The sequence below is a fragment of the Mesobacterium pallidum genome (genome assembly GCF_019966535.1).
Classification (GTDB): domain Bacteria; phylum Pseudomonadota; class Alphaproteobacteria; order Rhodobacterales; family Rhodobacteraceae; genus Mesobacterium; species Mesobacterium pallidum.
In genome coordinates this window covers 43610-63723 of the sequence record NZ_JAIMID010000007.1, presented here as the reverse complement: position 1 = coordinate 63723, position 20114 = coordinate 43610, and the positions used below count along the sequence as shown (strand labels likewise).

Annotated in this window: 14 protein-coding genes, 1 tRNA gene and 1 riboswitch; of the genes, 7 read left to right on the top strand and 8 right to left on the bottom strand. The window is 67.7% G+C overall.

All coding sequences use genetic code 11. The features are described 5' to 3' along the window. Positions 1-57 precede the first annotated feature (57 nt). Together MF270_RS11825 and MF270_RS11820 are read left to right on the top strand one after the other, a co-directional pair. Entirely contained in the window at positions 58-1434 is a 1377-nt protein-coding gene (locus MF270_RS11825; RefSeq protein ID WP_238366095.1) for a dipeptidase, read from the top strand. Positions 1435-1581: 147 nt separating this feature from the next. Continuing rightward, positions 1582-2082 (top strand): hypothetical protein, encoded by a 501-nt coding sequence (locus tag MF270_RS11820; protein ID WP_238366094.1) that lies wholly within the window; start codon positions 1582-1584, stop codon positions 2080-2082. 6 nt (positions 2083-2088) lie between these two features. Here MF270_RS11820 and MF270_RS11815 read toward each other — a convergent pair whose 3' ends face one another. After that, complete coding sequence (locus MF270_RS11815) at positions 2089-2961, bottom strand: glycosyltransferase family 2 protein (RefSeq protein WP_238366093.1); 873 nt, start codon at positions 2959-2961, stop codon at positions 2089-2091. A gap of 201 nt (positions 2962-3162) precedes the next feature. Here MF270_RS11815 and MF270_RS11810 point away from each other — a divergent pair, with 201 nt between their 5' ends. Then, positions 3163-3921 carry a hypothetical protein gene (locus MF270_RS11810; protein ID WP_238366092.1) on the top strand — a complete coding sequence of 253 codons (759 nt, stop codon included), beginning with the start codon at positions 3163-3165 and terminating at the stop codon, positions 3919-3921. A gap of 86 nt (positions 3922-4007) precedes the next feature. On the opposite strand, the gene MF270_RS11805 is transcribed toward MF270_RS11810, so the two are convergent. Next, positions 4008-4084: transfer RNA gene (locus tag MF270_RS11805), tRNA-Asp, on the bottom strand. 224 nt (positions 4085-4308) lie between these two features. On the opposite strand from MF270_RS11805, the gene MF270_RS11800 reads away from it, so the two are divergent. Both MF270_RS11800 and MF270_RS11795 read left to right on the top strand, forming a co-directional pair. Further along, positions 4309-5472, top strand: coding sequence for a M24 family metallopeptidase (locus MF270_RS11800; protein ID WP_238366091.1), 1164 nt, complete (start codon positions 4309-4311; stop codon positions 5470-5472). Continuing rightward, on the top strand, positions 5469-6221 hold the full coding sequence (locus MF270_RS11795; RefSeq protein WP_238366090.1) for a maleate cis-trans isomerase family protein: 753 nt from the start codon (positions 5469-5471) through the stop codon (positions 6219-6221). The genes MF270_RS11800 and MF270_RS11795 overlap by 4 nt, the downstream gene beginning before the upstream one ends. Before the next feature lie 71 nt (positions 6222-6292). Here the strand turns inward: MF270_RS11795 and MF270_RS11790 are convergent, their stop codons facing one another. After that, complete coding sequence (locus MF270_RS11790; RefSeq protein WP_238366089.1) at positions 6293-8617, bottom strand: calcium-binding protein; 2325 nt, start codon at positions 8615-8617, stop codon at positions 6293-6295. Positions 8618-8747: 130 nt separating this feature from the next. Further along, positions 8748-8956, top strand: a riboswitch (cobalamin riboswitch). A 101-nt stretch (positions 8957-9057) separates the two neighbouring features. Here MF270_RS11790 and MF270_RS11785 point away from each other — a divergent pair. Next, positions 9058-9465: a hypothetical protein gene (locus MF270_RS11785; protein WP_238366088.1), complete on the top strand. Its 408-nt coding sequence runs from the start codon at positions 9058-9060 to the stop codon at positions 9463-9465. 114 nt (positions 9466-9579) lie between these two features. After that, positions 9580-12039: a GcvT family protein gene (locus MF270_RS11780; RefSeq protein WP_238366087.1), complete on the top strand. Its 2460-nt coding sequence runs from the start codon at positions 9580-9582 to the stop codon at positions 12037-12039. A 68-nt stretch (positions 12040-12107) separates the two neighbouring features. Here the strand turns inward: MF270_RS11780 and katG are convergent, their stop codons facing one another. The 5 genes from katG to rocF form a co-directional block, all read right to left on the bottom strand. Then, positions 12108-14282 carry a catalase/peroxidase HPI gene (katG, locus tag MF270_RS11775; protein WP_238366086.1) on the bottom strand — a complete coding sequence of 725 codons (2175 nt, stop codon included), beginning with the start codon at positions 14280-14282 and terminating at the stop codon, positions 12108-12110. A 186-nt stretch (positions 14283-14468) separates the two neighbouring features. Continuing rightward, on the bottom strand, positions 14469-16370 hold the full coding sequence (locus MF270_RS11770) for a calcium-binding protein (RefSeq protein ID WP_238366085.1): 1902 nt from the start codon (positions 16368-16370) through the stop codon (positions 14469-14471). 136 nt (positions 16371-16506) lie between these two features. Beyond that, positions 16507-17817 carry a DEAD/DEAH box helicase gene (locus tag MF270_RS11765; RefSeq protein ID WP_238366084.1) on the bottom strand — a complete coding sequence of 437 codons (1311 nt, stop codon included), beginning with the start codon at positions 17815-17817 and terminating at the stop codon, positions 16507-16509. A gap of 286 nt (positions 17818-18103) precedes the next feature. Beyond that, the gene (locus tag MF270_RS11760) at positions 18104-19171 is read right to left on the bottom strand and encodes an ornithine cyclodeaminase (RefSeq protein ID WP_238366083.1); all 1068 of its coding nucleotides are present in this window, start codon (positions 19169-19171) and stop codon (positions 18104-18106) included. Beyond that, positions 19168-20100, bottom strand: coding sequence for an arginase (rocF, locus tag MF270_RS11755; RefSeq protein ID WP_238366082.1), 933 nt, complete (start codon positions 20098-20100; stop codon positions 19168-19170). Before rocF ends, MF270_RS11760 begins: the two co-directional genes overlap by 4 nt. Between the last annotated feature and the right edge of the window lie 14 nt (positions 20101-20114).

The following is a 20114-nucleotide window of genomic DNA, read 5'->3' as shown; positions in this document are numbered from 1 at the left end:
TCCATTCCCCCCGGCGCACGCTAGGGTCTGCGGCAAACGAACAGCCCGGAGACCCCCATGAGCCTCGACCAAGTCCTCGCCCGAATCGATGCGGATCACGACAACGCGCTGGCCCGCCTGATGGAGCTGCTGCGCATCCATTCGATTTCCACCGATCCCGCCTACAAGGAAGAGTGCCGCAAGGCCGCCGATTGGCTGGTCGCGGACCTCAAGTCGCTGGGCATCGACGCCTCGGCGCGCCCCACCCCGGGTCATCCGATGGTCGTGGGCCATGTCGACGGCGACGGGCCGCACCTGCTGTTCTACGGCCATTATGACGTGCAGCCGGTCGATCCGCTGAACCTGTGGGACACGCCGCCCTTCGAGCCCGAGATCCAGGATACCCCGAACGGTCGTGTGCTGCGCGGACGGGGCGCGTCGGACGACAAGGGCCAGCTGATGACCTTTGTCGAGGCGTGCCGCGCCTGGAAAGAGGTGCATGGCAAACTGCCCTGCAAGATCACCTTCTTCTTCGAGGGCGAAGAGGAATCGGGCTCGCCCTCGCTGATCCCCTTCATGAAGGAGAATGCCGAGGAGCTGAAAGCCGACATTGCGCTGATCTGCGACACCTCGATGGTCTCGCCCGGCGTGCCGTCCATCGCCAGCCAACTGCGCGGGATGCTGAAGGACGAATTCACCATCACCGGGCCCCGCATCGACCTGCATTCGGGCCATTACGGCGGGCCGGGACTGAACCCGCTGCGAGAGATCTCGCGCCTGATTGCGTCGTTTCACGACGACACGGGCCGGGTCGCGGTCGACGGGTTCTACGACGGCGTCCACGAGGTGCCCGATGAGTTGCTGCGCCAATGGGAAAATTGCGGCTTTGACGAAAAGACCTACCTCGAATCGGTCGGCTATACGCAACCGCATGGGGAACAGGGCTATTCCACGCTGGTCCAGCAATGGGCCCGGCCGACGCTCGAGATCAACGGGATCTGGGGTGGCTACCAGGGCGCCGGGTCCAAGACGGTGATTCCGTCCCAGGCCCATGCCAAGCTGACCTGCCGGCTGGTCGGGGACCAGGATCCCGACCACCTGCGCCGCCAGATCCGCGCCCATGTCGAAGCGCGGCTGAGCCCCGATGCCAAGATCACCTGGGACAATGACAGCGAAGGTAACCCGGCCAGCGTCATGAACCTGGACCGGCCCGAGTTCGAGGCGGCGCGCCAGGCGCTGAGCGACGAATGGGACCGCGAGGCGGTGTTTACCGGCATGGGCGGGTCGATCCCGATTGCGGGCTTTTTCAAGGAGATACTGGATCTCGACGCCATGCTGATCGGCTTTGCCAATGACGACGACGCGATCCACAGCCCGAACGAAAAGTACGACCTCGAAAGCTTTCACAAGGGCACGCGCAGCTGGGCCCGCGTGCTGGCCGCGCTGGCCGGCTGAGGCTGCTGACAGCCCGGGCTGCACGCTTGTGCGGCCCGGGTCACACCCGGAAACAGACGGCAACTTTCGCTAGATTTTAGGTCAGATTTCCCGCCTATGACATGACCCGATCACAAGCCCGCCTCAATTCCTTTTCAAAAGGTTAATATGGCTAGAACGGTACACACCCTAGGACGCGATGACTTCAAGGCTCGGATCCGGCGGATCGAGCGTCGCACCTTCGTCCCGCCGTCAGCCCGAAACACCCACCGCAAACGCAATATCCTGCTTGGCTTCGGCTGGGCCTACGCGGTGCTAACCCTTGGCGGCCGCGCCGAGCAGATCAAGGACAGCATCAAGGCCAGCGCGATCCCGATCGAGCTGCATTCGCCCTTCGTCGCCCTGCTGGCCAGCTTTGCCGTCGTATCCATGGTGATGTTCGCCGTGCATGTGCTGCGCCTTGGCAGCGCCGCGCACAAGGGCCGGTCCGGCCCGCTGGTGTCAGGCGCCACGGTCGCCATCGGCCTGGTGCTGACCCCGCCCTCGGTCGTCGATTACGGCTACGGCCTGCTCGATGACAACACGCGCACGATCCTCGAGGAAACCTCGGCCTCGGTCCTGTCGATCGACTGGGGCAGCCTGCGCGAGACCATGGCCTCGTTCGAGTGACCCGGGTCAGAAGATCCCGTCGAATCGCTCGGGCAGCCGATACTGCCGCGCATGCTCCGTCTTGTCGAATTCCCAGTAGCCCGTGTCACCGCGCGGGCGAAAGCTCTCGATCATCTCATCGCGCAGCCAGCCCAGGTCGAATCGCTCCTGCACCGGCAGGGCGCTGAATTCCTGGAAAACCGCGCGATCTTCCCCCCGGGCCTCCGCGAACCAATGCCGCCCGACGGAAACCTCTCCGGCCTCTTTCCCAAGGCCCGAGGTGATCGCATTGCGCCGGTCCATCGCCTCCACATAGGCGTCGAAGTCGCAAAACTTCAGGTGGAAGAGGTAAAGCCCCGGGGGCACCTCGATCCTGTCGTGCTGGGTATAGTGTCCACCCCGCGCGATCTTGGTTCCGGCCGACACGATGCAGGGCTTGGAATAATGCGGCGCAAGCCGGACATGGCGCCGCGGCCCGAGGATGGCGGACCGGACGGGGGACGTCTCGAGATCGAGGCGCTGCACGAGTTCCAGCCCAATCGGTGTCAGCACCCGGCGCCCGCGCGTTTCCCTCAGCAAGTCCAGCAGGTTGCCGCCTTCGGCGGGGTCACGCACGACCAGCTCGTCGACGTCGCCGACGATCACGTGGGTGTAATAGCTGCGCAGCCCCATCACGAGGTTGTTCAACAGCCGCCACCGCTTCATGTCGAAATTCTTGTGCGCCTCTCCCGGGATGCCGATCACGTTGCAGCCCTCGGCCAGGCGGGACACCTCTTCCCCCCGGCCATGGTTCACGATGTAGCAGTTTTCGCGCCCCAGCAGCCCGCCGTAATATCGCAACCAGGCCGCGAGAAAAAAGGCGTCGTCGCGCACCATCGTCACTGCCGCCGCGGTCTGCATCCCTGGCCTCTTCCCTGCTGTCCTTCATGCTTTCGTAGTCCGAATGGCGCATGCTGCGCAACCGCGCGACCTTCGAACCAATTGACGATGAAGGGTGTTTTTGATTAGGTGACGCTATTCGGCGTCAAATGATTACCAGAACGGAAAATCTTGTTTTCTTCTAATATGCTGCCACCAGACGTGGCGGGAGGACGATGACAGATGGGGATCTCATTGCTGTCCAGGGATTTCGGGGACACCGGCTTGCTGGTCAGGCACTCCGCCACAGTCCGCCCGACCCAGTTCCAGGTTCTGGGCGAACGATCATCCGGCACCAACCTGCTCAAGCGACTGGTCGGCCGCAACACCGAGCTCAAGGCGTCCGAGGCGCTGGGATGGAAACACGGCTTCAGCCACGCGGTGGCGGTGCCCGAGGATTTCCTGGTTCTCTGCGTGGTGCGCAATGCCGCCGACTGGGCGATCTCGATGCATGCCAAGCCCTGGCACAGCAGCATCGAGATGCAGCAGATGGGGTTCTCGGACTTCATCCGCACGCCTTGGCTGACCGAGATCGACTCCGGGCGCTACTTTCCCGACGCGCGCCGGATCGGCGCCGTGGGCCAGCCGCTGCAATATGACCGCCATCCCCTGACCGGAGAACCACTGGCCAATCTGTTCGAGCTGCGGCGCATGAAGCTGCAGGCCCTGACCGGCTGGTTCAACCGCCACGCAACGGTTGCGCTGGTCCGGCTCGAGACCGTGACCGAGGCGCCCGAAGCGTTTCTCGACGCTCTGACCATGCAGCTGGGCCTGCCCCGCGGCGATGCGTTCAGCCCTGTGCTCAAGCGGCTTGGGTCCAAGTTCCGCCCGCGTGTCGCGGAGCGCCCGGCCACACCGCCGTCGATGAATGCCGATGACACTTGCTTCATGTGCCAGACGCTCGACCTCGAGCTCGAGGCGGCGCTGGGGTACACCTACTGACCTGACCGGCCGCGGCTTGAAATGCAAAAAGGCGCCCCGAATCGGGGCGCCTTTTGCCGTTCCCACCGGGTATCAACGGGGGAAAGTGGCGCGGTTGACGGGGCTCGAACCCGCGACCCCCGGCGTGACAGGCCGGTACTCTAACCAACTGAGCTACAACCGCGTGAGGGGCGGAATAAGCAAAGCACAGGGGCGCGTCAACAGGAAAATCCCCGCCTTTCGCAGGTTCTTCGCGGCGCGGGTCGTGCCCCCGTTTCGGGCCGGCGCGGCGGCCCTGCCGCGATGCCCGGCACCGGCCCGCGCCGCAGCTGCCCGGCCGCGGATTTGCATTGCTTTCCCGCAGGATCGCGTCACGATCGGCGCAACAGATGCCGAACCGAGGCCGCCATGCCCCCGCCCTTTGCCACCGATGAATACGCCGCCCGCACCCGTGCGGCGCAGGCCGCCATGGCGGCCGAGGGGCTGGCGGCCATGCTGCTGACGACCGAGCCGGACCTGCGCTATTTCACCGGCTTTTTCACCCGGTTCTGGGAAAGCCCGACGCGGCCCTGGTTCCTGGTGCTGCCCGCCGCTGGCAAGCCCATCGCGGTGATCCCCGGCATCGGGGCCGAGCTGATGGGCCAGACCTGGCTCGACGACATCCGCACATGGGTCGCCCCGGATTACGCCGACGATGGTGTGTCGCTGCTGGTCGAGGCCCTGGCCGAGGTGACCGCCCCCGGCGACCGCATCGGCACGCCCATGGGGCGCGAGTCGGTGCTGCGCATGCCGCTCACCGACTGGGCGCGGCTGCAATCCGCCCTGCCCGGCCGCACCATGGCCGACGCGACGCCGCTGCTGCGCTCCCAGCAGGAGGTGAAATCGCCGGCCGAGATCGCCGTGATCCGCGAGATTTGCGCCATCGCCGGCCGGGCCTTTGACCGCGTCCCGCAGATCGCCCGCGCCGGGGTGCCGTTGTCGCGGGTCTTCCGCGACTTCCAGGCGCTGCTTCTGGACGAAGGCGCCGACTGGGTGCCTTACCTTGCCGGGGCCGCGGCGCCCGGCGGGTATGGCGACGTCATCTCGCCCGCCTCGGACAGGCCGCTGGTGCCGGGCGACGTGCTGATGCTCGACACCGGGGCGGTGCGCCACGGGTACTTCTGCGATTTCGACCGCAACTGGTCGGTCGGCCTGCCCGCGCCCGAGGTCCGCGAAGCCCATGCCCTGCTGCATGACGCGACCGAGGCCGGTTTTGCCGCCGCCCGCCCCGGCGCCACGGCGGCCGATCTTTACCACGCCATGAACGCCGTGATCTCGGCCCATGGGGACGCGGGCGCCGGCGGGCGGCTGGGGCATGGGCTGGGGATGCGGCTGACTGAATGGCCCTCGCTCATCCCCGCCGACACGACGCCGCTGCGCCCCGGCATGGTGCTGACGCTGGAACCCGGTTTCCAGATCGCCCCCGGCCGGATGCTGGTGCACGAGGAAGACATCCTGATCACCGACACCGGCGCAGACTGGCTCACCCCCCGCGCCCCGCGTGAGATGCCGGAACTGGAGTGCGCCCCATGACCCGCCTGCCCTTTGACCTTGGCCCGCCACTGGGCCATCGCGCCAATTTCGGCCTGATCGTGCTGCGCACCGACGAGACGATCGAGCACGAGGCGCGGCAGGTCCTGCAAGGAGACGGCGTCGCCCACTACGTCAGCCGCATCCCCTGCGAGACCGAGGTCACGATGGACGCGCTCGCGCGGATGGAGGCCGAACTGCCCCGCTCGGCCGCGCTGTTGCCCGCGACCCACCCCTATGACGTGGTGGGCTATGGCTGTACGTCCGGCGCGACGCGGATCGGGCCGGACAAGGTGGCGGCGGGCGTGCGCGCGGGCATCGACGCCCGCGCCGTGACCGACCCGCTGACCGCCACCATCGCCGCCTGCCGGGCGCTGGGGATCACGCGGCTGGGCTTCGTCACGCCCTACCTGCCCGAGGTGTCGGACGCCATGCGCGCTGCGCTCACGGCGGCGGGGCTTGAGATCGCCGGTTTCGGGTCGATGGAGGAACCCAGCGACGAGCGCGTCGCCCGGATCGAGGCCCATTCCCTGCGCGCCGCCATCCTGTCGGTCGCCGCGCAGGCGCCCTGCGACGCGGTCTTCCTGGCCTGCACCAACCTGCGGGCCCTGCCCATCATCGCCGAGACCGAGGCCGAACTTGGCAAGCCTGTGCTGACGAGTAACCAGGCCCTGTTGTGGCACATGATGGTGCTCGCCGGTCTGCCGACCGAGCTGTTGCCCTTTGGCGCACTGATGCGGGCCGGGGGCTGAAGCGATGGATGAACAATACGGCACAAGCCGCTGCGATCACGGAAAAGGTCACTAGTCCCAGAACTGCCTCCCTACAGCAGGATGATGTCGTCGATCAGACCGGCCGTGCCGGTCAGCCCGGTCAGCGTCAGGACCGCGCCCGTATCCAGCGCCAGCTCGATCCCGCCCGCAACCACGCTGGCCATCGCGTCCAGCGCGGCCTGGTCGAAGCTGCCGGTCCAGAGCGCCGCATCCAGCTCGAGCCGGTCGAGGCCGAGCGTGAGATCGGTGATCTCCACGTCCCCGACGGTCGCGGCAAAGACAAAGACATCCGCCCCGGCCCCGCCGGTCAGCGTGTCGTTCCCGGCCGTGGTGCCGATCGTGTCGTCGCCCGCGCCGCCGTAGACAAGGTCATCGCCCCATTCGACCTGGTCGGTGTCGGTCCAGAGATCGTCGCCAGCGCCCAGGTAGCCGGTGTCGCGCCCCTTGCCGCCAAAGAGCCGGTCATTGCCGTCGCCGCCCTCGAGCGTGTCGCTCGAGGCGCCACCGTAAAGCCGGTCGGCATCCTTGCCGGCCTGCACCAGGTCGCGCCCGTTCCCGCCAAAGAGCGTGTCGTTGCCCATGCCGCCGACCAGCGTGTCGTTGCCGCCCCCGCCCGAGACGGAATCGTCGCCATCCTCGCCGTAGATCCGCTTGGCGCCCGTGGTGCCCTCGCCGATCACCCAGTCGTCACCGTCCCCGGCCCAGACCGTGTCGGCACCGTTTCCGGGCCGGATCACGTCGTCATCCGAGGCGTCGATGGCGTCATGTGCGTCCACCCGGTCGCCCTGCGGATCGCCGGCATAGGCGGCGTCGATCAGGTCGGCGCCCGAGGTGCCCGTGACCACGTGGTCGAGCGCCCCCAGCGGGATGCCCGCCGCGACCAGCTCGTGCAGCTCGTCGATCTCTTCGGGCGCGACGCCGATCAGGGTCAGGTCGTCCATGAAGCCCGCAAAGGTCAGCAGCGCGTTGCCGAAGCCGTCGTCGGTGACGGTCACGTCGGCGGCGGTGATGGGCGTCGTGCCCCAGTCGTTGGTCAGGCCCAGCGTGTGCAGCCGGTCTGTCATGGTCCCGTCGCCCGCATCCGTCGTGTCGAACCCGTAAACCGTGTCGCTGCCGCCGAAATCGGCCAGTTTCAGCGTGTCGCGCCCCGCGCCAAGAATGAGGATCTCGATCTGGTCATAGACCGCCGTCCAGGTGCCATCGGTGAAGCTGCCGACCTTGGGCGAGTTGCCGGTGAGGTCGATCACCAGGTCATCGGTCACGAGGCTGAGGTCGAGCGTGTCGCCGATCACCTCGTTCACCCCCTCGGCGTCGATCGTGTCATTGCCGAAGTCGTTCTCGATCCAGACATAATCGTCGCCATAGCCGCCCCAGAGATAGTCGTGCCCTGTGCCGCCCCAAAGGATGTCGTTGTCGTAGGACCCGCGCATCCAGTCGTTGCCGTCGCCGCCGATCAGCGTGTCCGCACCCTCGTTCCCCTCGAGGTGGTCGTGGCCGTCGCCGCCGATGACGATGTCGTCGCCGACCTCGCCGTAAAGGAAATCGGCCCCGCCGTCGCCCACCAGGCTGTCGGCGCCGTCGCCGCCCCAGGCGGTGTCGCTGCCCCAGCCGCCCAGCACCGTGTCGTTGCCCAGGCCCGCGCGGACGAAATCGTGGCCGGCGTTACCTTCGATCACGTCGTTGCCCGCGCCGCCGTCGATCGTGTCGGCGCCGTTCTGACCGTAAAGGACATCGGCCCCGCCTTCGCCCCGGATCACGTCGGCGCCATTGCCACCACGGATCACGTCCGCGCCGTCGCCGCTGCCGTCATCGTCCCCGATCAGCAGATCGTTGCCCGCCCCGCCAAAGATGGTGTCATTCCCGAGCCCGCCGCGCACGGTGTCCTGCCCGGCCGCAGCCCGGATCACATCGTTTCCAGCCCAGGTGGCAATCACGTCGTTTCCGAGGTGACTGTTGATCGTGTCCGCGCCAGCCCCGGTCGAGACGTTGAACGATTCGATGTCGCGGAAGCGCAGGCCGAAGCTGCCGTTGCCCCAGCCCGCGGCGTCCGGCCAGGCCGACAAGTCAAAGGCCAGGGTCGTGGCCGCCGCCATCCAGATCGTCAGGTCGTCGTCGCCTTCGCCGCCGTCGTAGGTCTCGGCATCCAGCGTGGCCGTGTAGACGGTCGAGTAGAAAAAGCTGTCATTTCCGCCACTTCCGTAGGAGGTGTCGTCACCGACGCTGTTCTCGAACCGGTCCTTGCCGCTGCCACCCTGCGACAGGTCATCGCCCGCACCGGGGCGAAAGGTGTCATCCCCGCCGTTCCCTTCAAGCGTGTCGTCACCCGACGTCCCGATCATGGTTTCCGAAGCGTTCGACCCTGTAATCAATGCCATCTGACCCATCCTGGCGTTGTGATCCGACCAGCCTAGCGTGCACCCCTGCGTCAACAACGGCGCGGTGAACGAATGGTTAGCACTGTGACGGCACCGCAGCATCCCCGGGTGGACAAATCGGGCGGCGCGTGGCACCCATGGGCCAGATGGTGCCGATGTTGCAATCGGCTTGAAAGGGAACGCGGTGCGTGCCGGAACGATCCGGGACCAGTCCGCGGCTGCCCCCGCAACTGTAGGCGGAGAGCGAGACCGGAATTGCCACTGGGGCCCAGTCCCCGGGAAGGCCCGGAGGAGCGTCGACCCGCAAGCCAGGAGACCTGCCATCGTGACATGAACCAGGCCGGGCGGGGTGTTCCGGTGGCGCTTGTCCGACGCGGGCCCCTGCCCGTGCCGTCCGGCCCCACCCGTCTCCCCCGTCCGCACAGCGCGCGGAGGGCGCCATGATGACGGATGACCAGGCCGGGGAGACCCCCGACAGCGACATGATCAGCACGCTCTGCCCGCACCTGGGCCGCCCTTGCCCGGCGGCGACGCGGATGCTGCGGGCGCTGGACCGCGCGGGCCGCGCGGCGCGGCGGGTGACACCCGATCTCGACATGACCGGGACCAGCCAGCTGGACGGCTGCGCGCGGGCCTGTTCGGCCGTGTTTCGCCTCTCGCCCGAAGGGGCCGCGGTGTTCTGCGGCGTGTCGGACGAATCCGAGGTGGCGGCGTTGGACCGCTTCGCATCGGACTTCCTGGCCTGCGACGGGCCCGGGTCCATGCCGGTCGAGGCGGCGCCGCTGGCCTTTGCCCTCTCGCCGCTCTCCGCGCGGGTGGTTGCCGGCGCCCAGGCCCGTCCCTGCTGACGCCCGCGTCGATTCAGCGCGTCACGCCAGTCTGGCCTGGGCGATTTTTCTTGCATTCGGGCGCGTGACGGGCTGCCCTCGGGCCATTGCCCGTTGCCTTGACAGGAGCTTGCCATGCCCCCGCCCCCTCATGCCCGCGCGGTCATCATCGGCGGCGGCATCGCCGGCTGCTCGGTCGCCTATCACCTGGGCAAGCTGGGCTGGACGGACGTCGTGCTGCTGGAACGCAAGCAGCTGACCAGCGGCACCACCTGGCACGCGGCCGGGCTGATCGCCCAGCTGCGCGCAACGCGGAACATGACCCGCCTCAGCCGCTATTCGCAGGAGCTCTACTGGGGCCTCGAAGAGGAAACCGGCGTCGCCACCGGCTTTCGCCGCTGCGGCTCGATCACCATGGCGCTGACGGAGGAACGGCGCGAAGAGATCCTGCGCCAGGCCTCCATGGCGCGCGCTTTTGGCGTCGAGGTCACGCCGCTGGACCGGGCCGGGTTGGAACGCCTGCACCCACAGGTGAACACCGAAGGGTTCACCGGCGCGGTGCATCTGCCGAAAGACGGCCAGGGCGATCCGGGCAACATCGCGCTGGCGCTCGCGAAAGGCGCCCGGATGAACGGCGTTCAGATCTTCGAGCACGTCAAGGTCACCGAGGTGCTCGAGACTCGGCGCGGCGGCGCGCGGGCCGTGTCGGGCGTGGCCTGGCAGGACGAAACCGGCGAAAGCGGCGTGATTTCAGCCGATTACGTGGTGAACTGCGGCGGCATGTGGGCCGCCGAGCTGGGCCGCCGGAACGGCGTGAACGTGCCTCTGCAGGCCTGCGAACATTTCTACGTGGTGACCGAGCCTGTCGCCGGGCTGAGCCAACTGCCGGTCCTGCGGGTGCCGGACGAATGCGCCTATTACAAGGAGGACGCGGGCAAGTTCCTGATCGGCGCCTTCGAGCCCGTCGCCAAGCCCTGGGCCACGCGCGGCATCCCCGAGGATTTCTGTTTCGACCAGCTGCCCGAGGATTTCGACCATTTCGAGCCGATCCTCGAACAGGCCATGACCCGCATGCCCGCGTTGCAAAGCACCGGCATCCAGACCTTCTTCAACGGGCCCGAAAGCTTCACCCCCGACGATGCCTATCACCTGGGCGAAGCGCCTGAAATCCGGGGTTATTTCGTCGCCGCCGGCTTCAATTCCATCGGCATCCAGTCGGCGGGCGGCGCGGGCATGGCGCTGGCGCATTGGATGGCGCATGGCCATCCGCCCTTCGACCTGTCGGACGTGGACATTCGCCGGATGCAGCCCTTCATGCAGAACCGCACCTACCTTGCGACACGGGCGAGCGAGACGCTGGGGCTGCTCTACGCGGATCATTTCCCCTACCGCCAGAAGGCGACGGCGCGCGGGGTACGCCGTTCGCCCTTCCACGATGCGCTGGCCGCACGGGGCGCCGTGTTCGGAGAACTCGCCGGTTGGGAGCGCGCCAATTGGTTCGCGGCGCCGGGCGAGACGGCCGAATACCGCTATTCCTGGAAACGGCAAAACTGGTTCCAGGCCTCGGCCGCCGAGCACCGCGCGATCCGCGAGGGCGTCGGGATCTACGACATGAGCTCCTTCGGCAAGATCCTGGTCGATGGGCGGGACGCGATGCGCTTCCTCAACCGGGTCTGCGGCGGGCAGATCGACGTGCCCGTCGGCCGGATCGTCTACACGCAATTCCTGAACAATGCCGGAGGGATAGAGGGCGACATTACGGTGACACGTCAAGAGGAGACGCGCTACCTGGTCGTCACGCCCGCCGCCACTGTAGTCCGCGACCTCGCCTGGCTGATGCGGTGGCGGGGGGACGACGCGGTCTCGATCCTCGACGTCACGGCGGGCGAAGGCGTCCTGGCCGTCATGGGACCCGGGTCGCGCGACCTGCTGGCCCGCGCGGCGCCCTGGCACGATTGGTCGGATGCGGGGCACCCGTTCTACACCGCGCGCGAGGTGGATTTCGGCCTCGGCCGCGCCCGCGCACATCGGCTGTCCTACGTGGGCGAACTGGGGTGGGAGATCTACGTCTCGGCCGACCAATGCGCCCATGTGTTCGAGACGCTGATGGCGGCAACCGAGGGCACCGGGGCGCGGCTTTGCGGTCTGCACGCGATGGAGTCGTGCCGGATCGAGAAGGGCTTTCGACATTTCGGCCATGACATCGGCAGCGACGACCATGTGCTTGAAGCCGGGCTGGGCTTCGCGGTGGACCTCGGGAAACCCGACTTCATCGGCCGCGACGCGGTGCTGGCACGGCGGGACAACGGCCTTACGCAGCGGCTGGTGCAGTTCCGGCTGACCGACCCGGCGCCCCTGCTTTATCACAACGAGCCGATCCTGCGGGATGGCGACGTGGTCGGCGACCTGACCAGCGGCGCATATGGTCATACGCTTGGCGGCGCCATCGGACTGGGTTACGTGCCCTGCCCGGGCGAGGACGCGGCCAGCCTCCTCGCCTCGCGCTACGAGATCGAGATCGCGGGGGAGCGGTTCGCGGCCGAGGCCGCGCTGCGTCCGATGTATGACCCGACCGGCGCGCGGATGCGGCGGTAGCGCAAGCCTCGCCCAAGCGAAAACGCCCGCGCCGTAGCGCGGGCGTTTCCAACCTCACTGAACCCCGTTCAGGCCAGATCGAACCGGTCGGCGTTCATCACCTTGACCCAGGCCGCGACGAAATCGTCGACGAACTTCTGGCCCGCGTCGTCCTGGGCGTAGACCTCGGCATAGGACCGCAGGATCGAGTTCGAGCCGAACACCAGGTCCACCCGCGTGGCCGTCCACTTGACCGCGTCCGACGCCCGGTCGCGGATCTCGTAGGTGCCATTGCCGACGGGGACCCACTTGTAGGCCATGTCCGTCAGGTTGACGAAGAAGTCGGTGGTGAGCGCCCCCACCCGGTCGGTGAAGACGCCATGCGCCGTGCCGCCGTGGTTGGTGCCCAGCACCCGCATGCCGCCCAGCAGGACCGTCATCTCGGGCGCCGTCAGGCCCATGAGCTGCGCCCGGTCGAGCAGCATCTCTTCGGGGCTGACCACGTAGTCGGTCTTGAGCCAGTTGCGGAAGGCGTCGGCCAGCGGCTCGAGCGGCTCGAAGCTGTCCGCATCGGTCATCTCGGCCGTGGCATCGCCGCGACCGGGGGCAAAGGGCACCTCGATGTCATAGCCGGCCGCCTTGGCCGCCTGCTCGATCCCGAGGTTGCCCGCCAGCACGATCACGTCCGCCAGCGAGGCGCCGGTCTCGGCCGCGATGGGCTCGAGCTTGGCCAGCACCTTCGACAGGCGCTCGGGCTCGTTGCCAATCCAGTCCTTCTGCGGTGCAAGCCGGATGCGCGCGCCATTGGCGCCGCCCCGCATGTCCGAGCCGCGATAGGTCCGGGCGCTGTCCCAGGCGGTCGCGATCATCTCGGCGCCCGACAGGCCGGTTGCCGCGATCTTGGTCTTGACCGCCGCCACGTCGTAGCCGGTCGACCCCTTGGGGATCGGGTCCTGCCAGATCAGATCCTCGGCGGGTACTTCCGGCCCGAACCAGCGATCCTTGGGCCCCATGTCGCGGTGGGTCAGCTTGAACCAGGCGCGGGCAAAGGTTTCCTTGAAGTAGTCCGGATCGGCCATGAACTTTTCGCAGATGGCGCGGTAGGCCGGGTCCATCTTCATGGCCATGTCGGCGTCGGTCATCATCGGCATGCGGCGCTTGCTGGGGTCGCTCGCGTCGACCGGCATGTCCTCTTCCTTGATGTCCACGGGCTTCCACTGCTTGGCGCCGGCGGGGGATTCCGTCAGCTCCCATTCATGGCCGAAGAGCATGTCGAAATAGCCCATGTCAAAGACGGTCGGGTTGGTCGTCCAGGCGCCTTCGGGGCCGCCGGTGATGGCGTTCGCCGCCTTGCCGTTCAGGTTCGGGTTGTGCCAGCCGAAACCCTGGTGCTCGACATCCGCGGCCTCGGGCTCTGCCCCCAGCGCACTGGCGTCGCCGTTGCCGTGGGTCTTGCCGACGGTGTGGCCCCCGGCGGTCAGCGCCGCGGTCTCCTCGTCGTCCATGGCCATGCGGGCGAAGGTCTCGCGCACCTGGGCGGCGGTCGCCAGCGGGTCGGGCTTGCCGTTCACGCCCTCGGGGTTCACGTAGATCAGGCCCATCTGCACGGCGGCCAGCGGGTTCTCCATCGTGTCGGGCTTCGACACGTCGTCATAGCGGTTGTCGGACGGGGCGAGCCATTCGCGCTCGGCCCCCCAGTAGGTGTCCTTTTCCGGCGCCCAGATGTCCTTGCGGCCGAAGGCAAAGCCGTAGGTCTTGAGCCCGAAGCTTTCGTAGGCCACGTTGCCGGCGAGGATGATCAGGTCACCCCAGGAGACCTTGTTGCCGTATTTCTTCTTGAGCGGCCACAGCAGGCGCCGCGCCTTGTCGAGGCTGGCGTTGTCGGGCCAGGAATTCAGCGGGGCAAAGCGGATGTTGCCGGTGCCGCCGCCGCCACGTCCGTCGGCCAGGCGGTACGAGCCGGCCGAGTGCCAGGCCAGGCGGATCATCAGGCCGCCGTAGGTGCCGTAATCTGCCGGCCACCAGTCCTGGCTGTCCTTGAGCAGCGCTTCCATGTCGGCCTTCAGCGCGTCCACGTCGAGATTTTCCAGCTCCTTGCGGTAGCTGAAATCCTTGCCCATCGGGTCGGTCTTGGTGTCGTGCTGGTGCAGGATGTCAAAGTTCAGCGACTTGGGCCACCAGTCCATCACGCTGCTGCCGGTCTCGGTCTGGCTGCCATGCATGACCGGGCACTTGCCCGTGTTTTCCATATCGTTGCCGTCCATGAAGATCTCCTCTCCTCGGTGGTTCTAAAGGTCTTTCGGGGCGTCGGGCCGGGCTGGCCAGCAGGGGAACTCCCCGCCGACCGGCCCGGCCCGTCGCGTCTGATGTAACGCTACACCGAAAGAAGTCATTATTAAAAATTCTATCTTCCAATCGTTTCGATAATGGAAGCCTATGACAATGACGTGTCAGTCAAAGTGGATGTCGGCCAGGGTCAGCGTGTAATAGTCGAACATCACCGATCCCCCCGCATGCAGGACGAAGGTGCCGAACTCGACCGGGGTGATCGTGAGATCGGCCTCGGTCTGGCCCAGGAACAGCGCGCGGTCGCCGGCCTCGAAATCCTGCACCAGGTCGGACCCGCTGTCGGTCGCGGCAAAGACGAACCAGTCGGCATGCTCTTCGCCCCAAAGGCTGTCGTCGCCCGCGCCACCGAACAGCGTATCAAGCCCGGCGCCCCCGTTCAGCCAGTCGGCCCCGTCCCCGCCCTCGAGGCTGTCGGCCTTCTTGTGGCCGTACAGCTCGTCATTGCCCGCCTCGCCCAGCAGCGTGTCGAACCCGTCGCTGCCGTAAAGCGTGTCGAAGCCCGAGCCGCCCCACATCAGGTCGTTGCCTTCGTCGCCATCCAGCCTGTCGTTGCCGGTGCCGCCGCCCAGGGTGTCGTCGCCCTCGGCGCCGTACAACCGGTCGTCACCGTCACCGCCATACATGAGATTGCCCACGGACTCGGGCAAAGACGGAAAGCCCATGCCCCGCATGAGGTCATTGCCGTCGCCGCCGTACATCGTGTCGGCGCCTGCCCCGCCGTACATCGTGTCGAACCCCTTGCCGCCATGCAGGTAATCCGCGCCGAAGTCTCCGGTCAGAAAGTCCGCGCCCTGATTGCCCTGAAGGTGATCCCGGCCCTCCCCGCCGGAGAGCCAGTCATTGTCGCGGTCCCCGATCAGCGTGTCGTCATGCGCGTCTCCGCGCAGCGTGTCGTCGCCGTCGCCCCCGATCAGCACATCCAGACCATTGCCGCCGCGCAGGTCGTCCGCGCCGTAGTTGCCCGACAACACGTCGCCCTGGTCCTCGCCATGCAGTTCATCCGCGCCAAGCCCGCCCAGCAGCGTGTCGAAGCCGTCGCCGCCCCACAGCATGTCGCGGCCCGGACCGCCCTGCAGGCTGTCGTTGCCCAGTTGGCCGCGCAGATGGTCGGCCCCGGGGCCGCCGTAGATCGTGTCAGTGCCGGCGTTGCCGTAGAGAACATCGTCGCCCGCCTCGCCAAAGACCAGGTCGGCGGAGTCGATAGCGCTGTTGCCCTGCGGCCCGCCCTGGATCGTGTCATTGCCGTCGTCGCCGTGCAGCTCGTCCTGGCCCGCACCGCCAAAGATCCGGTCCCAGCCTTCTCGGCCAAAGATCAGGTCATTGCCCGCGCCGCCCTCGAGGCTGTCGTCTCGGGGCGAGCCGAACAGCACCTCGAGCCCTGCGATGGACTGGGTGTCGTCGCCCAAGCGCACGAGGCCCGTGTCCAGCGACGCCTCGACGGCCGTGCCGACGTTGCGCCAGTCAATGGCATCGCGCCCCGGCCCGCCGGTAACGGTGGCGGCGCCGGGCCCGGGCAGGAAGACGTCATCGCCCGCCCCGCCGGCCAGGGTGACCGGCGCATCGCCCCATTCGAGGACATCATCGAATTCGGATCCAGACATGCCGTCGGTGCCAAAAAGCGCCCAGAAGGCGGCGATGGCAGGCTCGGACAGGTCCGGCTCCTGAAACTCGGGCAGCGCCTGGGCGGCGTCGATCATTGCATTAATATCAATGCTTGGCAGGCCGTCCAGCGTGGCCACCGTCTCGGACAGGCTGCCGTCGAAGGTGCTGAAGATGATGTCGATCCGGGTGACGTCGCCAAAAGGCACGCCGGTGCCAAAGTTGAGGCCCGGCCCCTCGAAGAAGAACCGGAAGGGTGAATGAAACGGCGTCGAAAGCCCGACGCCCAGGGCCGCCCCGCTGAAAAGGTAGTTGGCATCGCGCAGCGCGGTGTAGAGCAGCCGCTGAAAGCTGGTGCCCATGGTCGTGAAGGCGCTGCTGCTGGTCAGTGTGAGCGTTGGCATGGCACCCCCCGGAGCTTGCCGCAGGGTCAACCTTACCACGAAACCGGCGTATCGCCAAAACGCAATGACCCCGGAGGGCGTCAGCCACCCTCCGGGGTCATGTGTCGTCAGGTCACGTCAGGCCCGACGTGCCGGTTCAGGCCGCGCGGCTGCGGCGCTGACGCCCCGAACGGGCCGGCTTGGCGCCGGTCGCGGGCTTGCCGCCGCTGCTGCCACCGGGCTTGCCGCCACCCTGGCCACGACCGCGACCCCGGCCGCCGCCACCACCGCCGCCGCCACCGCGCCCGCCACGGGCCGGCTTTTCGGCTGCGACGGCCTGCGGACGGGTGCCGCTGCCGACCGGCACCTTGATCTTCATCAGCTTTTCGATCTGGGTCAGCAGATCCACGTCCTCGGCGGTGCAAAAGGCGATCGCCTCGCCCTCGCGGCCCGCGCGGGCGGTCCGGCCGATGCGGTGGATGTAATTGTCCGGCACCTCGGGCAGGTCGTAGTTGATGACGTAAGCCACGCCCGGAATGTCGATCCCGCGGGCGGCCACATCGGTGGCGACCAGCGTGGTGATCTCACCGTCGCGGAAGGCCTTGATGGCGCGGTCGCGCTGGCCCTGGCTCTTGTTGCCATGGATCGAGGCGGCGTTGTAGCCATCGGCCACCAGCCCCTTCATCAGCTTTTCGGCCCCGTGCTTGGTGCGCGAGAAGACCAGCGTCAGCGCGTCCTTGTCCTTGTCGAGGATCTGCCGCAGCCGGATCGGCTTGGTCGGCTTTTCCATGAAATGCACCGACTGGGTGACCTTGTCCGCCGCCTTGCCCGGAGGCGCGACCTGCACGCGGCGCGGGTCGGTCAGGTAGGCGCGCGACAGCTCTTCCATCTGCTTCGGCATGGTGGCCGAGAAAAGCATGGTGCGGCGCGGGGTGCCCAGCTTGGGCGCGATCTGGCGCAGCGCGTGGATGAAGCCCATGTCGAGCATCTGGTCCGCCTCGTCCAGCACCAGCTGGCGCGCGGTCGACAGGTCCACGGCGCGACGCTCGATCAGGTCGATCAGGCGGCCGGGCGTGGCGACCAGGATGTCGATGCCCCGCGACAGGGTGTGGATCTGCTTGTTGATCGACTGGCCACCAACGACCGTCGCGATGCGCAGCTTGGTGCCCGTGGTCAGCAGGCGCAGGTTCTCGGCGATCTGGTTGACCAGCTCGCGCGTGGGAGCAAGGATCAGCGCCTTGACCGACTTGGGCTCGGGCTTGCCGGTCTGCTCCATCAGGTGGTCGATCAGCGGCAGGCCAAAGGCGAGCGTCTTGCCGGTGCCGGTCTGGGCCAGGCCAAGGACGTCGTGGCCTTCCAGCGCGAGCGGAATCGCCTGGGTCTGGATCGGGGTCGGCTCGGTCAGGCCGGCCTTCTTGAGGGCGTCGGTCAGCGCGGGCTTCAGCCCCAGGGTGTCAAAATCTGACAAGTCATATCCTTCCGGGCCACGCGGACGGATGCCCGGCACGGCCATGTTGAGAGACCACGCGGCGGTGGCCCGATAGGGTGCGCGCGGCCTCTGGAAGACGGGGAGAGCCCCGCGCCGTCCGGCCGTGCGTCAGGAACCCTGCGTGATGGGGAACTGAAATCCGTGTCGCCGATGGCCCGTCATGTCTGAACGACTGGGCGCGGCATGCTCACGCGGCAGCGCGGCGACAAGGGTCATGTCGGTGATCCGGGACGATATGTCAAGCCTTTGGGTGCGATTGCCCGGTTCAGGCCGGTGCGGCGCGGGTGAGCATGCCAAAAAGGTCACGCGGATCGTCCGGGTCGGCCAGCAGGTCGAGCGGCTGGGCGAAGCCCGTCCCCGCCACCCGGTCGCGCACATAGCGCAGGGCCGAGAAATCCTCGACCGCGAAGCCGACGCTGTCGAACAGCGTGACCTGCCGGTCCGAGGTGCGCCCCGGCGCCTCGCCGCGGAACACCTGCCACAGCTCGGTCACCGGGTGGTTCGAGTCCAGCTGCTGGATCTCGCCCTCGATCCGCGTCTGTTCGGGGTATTCGACGAAGATGTCGGACCGCAGCAGGATGTCGCGGTGCAGCTCGGTCTTGCCCGGGCAATCGCCGCCGATGGCGTTGATGTGCTGGCCGCTGCCGACCATGTTGTCGGTCAGGATCGTGGCGCGCGTCTTGTCTGCGGTGCAGGTGGTGATGACATGCGCGCCCTCGACCGCCGCCTCGGCGCTGGTGCACGGGATCACGTCAAAGCCCTGCGCCGCGAGGTTCCGCGCCGCCTTGGCCGTGGCGGCGGCGTCGATGTCGTAGAGCCGCAGCCGCTTGATCCCGCAGAGCGCGCGGAAAGCCAGCGCCTGGAATTCGCATTGTGCGCCGTTGCCGATCATCGCCATGACGCTAGCGCCCCTGGGCGCGAGGGTGCGGCCCACGAGGGCCGACATGGCGGCGGTGCGCAGAGCGGTCAGCAGCGTCATCTCGGTCAGCAGCACCGGGTAGCCGTTCGCGACCGAGGCAAGAACGCCAAAGGCGGTCACGGTCTGGAACCCCCGCGCCATGTTGGCCGGGTGCCCGTTCACGTATTTGAACCCGTAGCTGTCGTGGTCGGCGGTCGGCATCAGCTCGATCACGCCTTCGGGCGAATGGGCGGCCACGCGGGGGGTCTTGTCGAACTCGGGCCAGCGCGTGAAATCGGCCTCGATATACTCCGCGAGCCCGGCGATGAAGGGCTCGATGCCGATGGAATGCACCAGCCGCATCATGTCGGCGACCGACACGAAGGGCACATGCGCCAGCGCCGAGGGCGCGGGGATGGTTTGAACGGCGTTCATCCAATGAACCTCCGGGTTGGGCGATCCATCACGCGGCGGCCCATGAGGGACGCGGTGAGGTCGGTCATCAGCGTGGCCGTGCGGCCGCGTTCGTCAAGGAAGGGGTTGAGTTCGACAAGGTCGAGAGAGGTGACGCAGCCCGCGTCGCAGAGCGTCTCCATGATCAGATGCGCCTCGCGGAAGGTGGCGCCGCCGGGGACGGTGGTGCCGACCGCGGGCGCGATGCCGGGTTCGAGGAAATCGACATCGAGGCTGACGTGGAGCATGCCGTTCGCCGCCTCGACCCGCTCGAGAAAGCCGCGCAGCGGCGCCAGCACGCCGGTTTCGTCGATGGCGCGCATGTCGTGCACCTCGACCCCCAGCTCGGCGATGCGGGCCTGCTCGGCCATGTCGACCGAGCGGATACCCATCATGCAGACGTTGCCGGGGTCCACGGCGGCGGTCAGCGGCGGGTAGGCGTCGAACCCGGGCAGGCCGGTGAAATACGCGACGGGCGTGCCGTGCAGGTTGCCGCTTTCGGTGGTCGTCAGGTCATGCAGGTCCGGGTGTGCGTCGAGCCAGAGCACGAAGAGCGGCCGCCCGAGGCTGGCGGCATGACGCGCCACACCCGGCACGGTGCCGGCGGAAATCGAATGGTCCCCGCCCATGAAGATCGCGAGGTCATGCGCGGCGGTGGCGTCATGGGCCAGCGGCGCGAGCGTTTCGATCCAGGCGCGGGTCTCGGCCAGGTGATGGATCGCCGGGTTCGGATGCGGCATCGGCGCCTGCGGCGCGATGGTCGCGTCGCCCAGGTCCGTGACGGCCCAGCCAAGGCTGCCCAGCGCGCGAGCGATGCCCGCCGTGCGCAGGCTGGCCGGCCCCATCAGGCAGCCGGGTTGCGAGGCGCCGGTCTCGATCGCCGCGCCAAGAAGGGAAACTGTTCGGGTCATGTGCGCTCCTGTCG

What these genes read in the sequence shown, in the direction of transcription:
- MF270_RS11800 (WP_238366091.1), top strand. Translation starts at nt 4,309, where the DNA reads ATGCCCCCGCCCTTTGCCACCGATGAATACGCCGCCCGCACCCGTGCG.
- MF270_RS11810 (WP_238366092.1), top strand. Translation starts at nt 3,163, where the DNA reads ATGGGGATCTCATTGCTGTCCAGGGATTTCGGGGACACCGGCTTGCTG.
- MF270_RS11770 (WP_238366085.1), bottom strand. Translation starts at nt 16,370, where the DNA reads ATGCCAACGCTCACACTGACCAGCAGCAGCGCCTTCACGACCATGGGC.
- MF270_RS11760 (WP_238366083.1), bottom strand. Translation starts at nt 19,171, where the DNA reads ATGAACGCCGTTCAAACCATCCCCGCGCCCTCGGCGCTGGCGCATGTG.
- MF270_RS11815 (WP_238366093.1), bottom strand. Translation starts at nt 2,961, where the DNA reads ATGCAGACCGCGGCGGCAGTGACGATGGTGCGCGACGACGCCTTTTTT.
- MF270_RS11785 (WP_238366088.1), top strand. Translation starts at nt 9,058, where the DNA reads ATGATGACGGATGACCAGGCCGGGGAGACCCCCGACAGCGACATGATC.
- MF270_RS11780 (WP_238366087.1), top strand. Translation starts at nt 9,580, where the DNA reads ATGCCCCCGCCCCCTCATGCCCGCGCGGTCATCATCGGCGGCGGCATC.
- MF270_RS11790 (WP_238366089.1), bottom strand. Translation starts at nt 8,617, where the DNA reads ATGGCATTGATTACAGGGTCGAACGCTTCGGAAACCATGATCGGGACG.
- MF270_RS11795 (WP_238366090.1), top strand. Translation starts at nt 5,469, where the DNA reads ATGACCCGCCTGCCCTTTGACCTTGGCCCGCCACTGGGCCATCGCGCC.
- MF270_RS11820 (WP_238366094.1), top strand. Translation starts at nt 1,582, where the DNA reads ATGGCTAGAACGGTACACACCCTAGGACGCGATGACTTCAAGGCTCGG.
- katG (WP_238366086.1), bottom strand. Translation starts at nt 14,282, where the DNA reads ATGGACGGCAACGATATGGAAAACACGGGCAAGTGCCCGGTCATGCAT.
- rocF (WP_238366082.1), bottom strand. Translation starts at nt 20,100, where the DNA reads ATGACCCGAACAGTTTCCCTTCTTGGCGCGGCGATCGAGACCGGCGCC.
- MF270_RS11825 (WP_238366095.1), top strand. Translation starts at nt 58, where the DNA reads ATGAGCCTCGACCAAGTCCTCGCCCGAATCGATGCGGATCACGACAAC.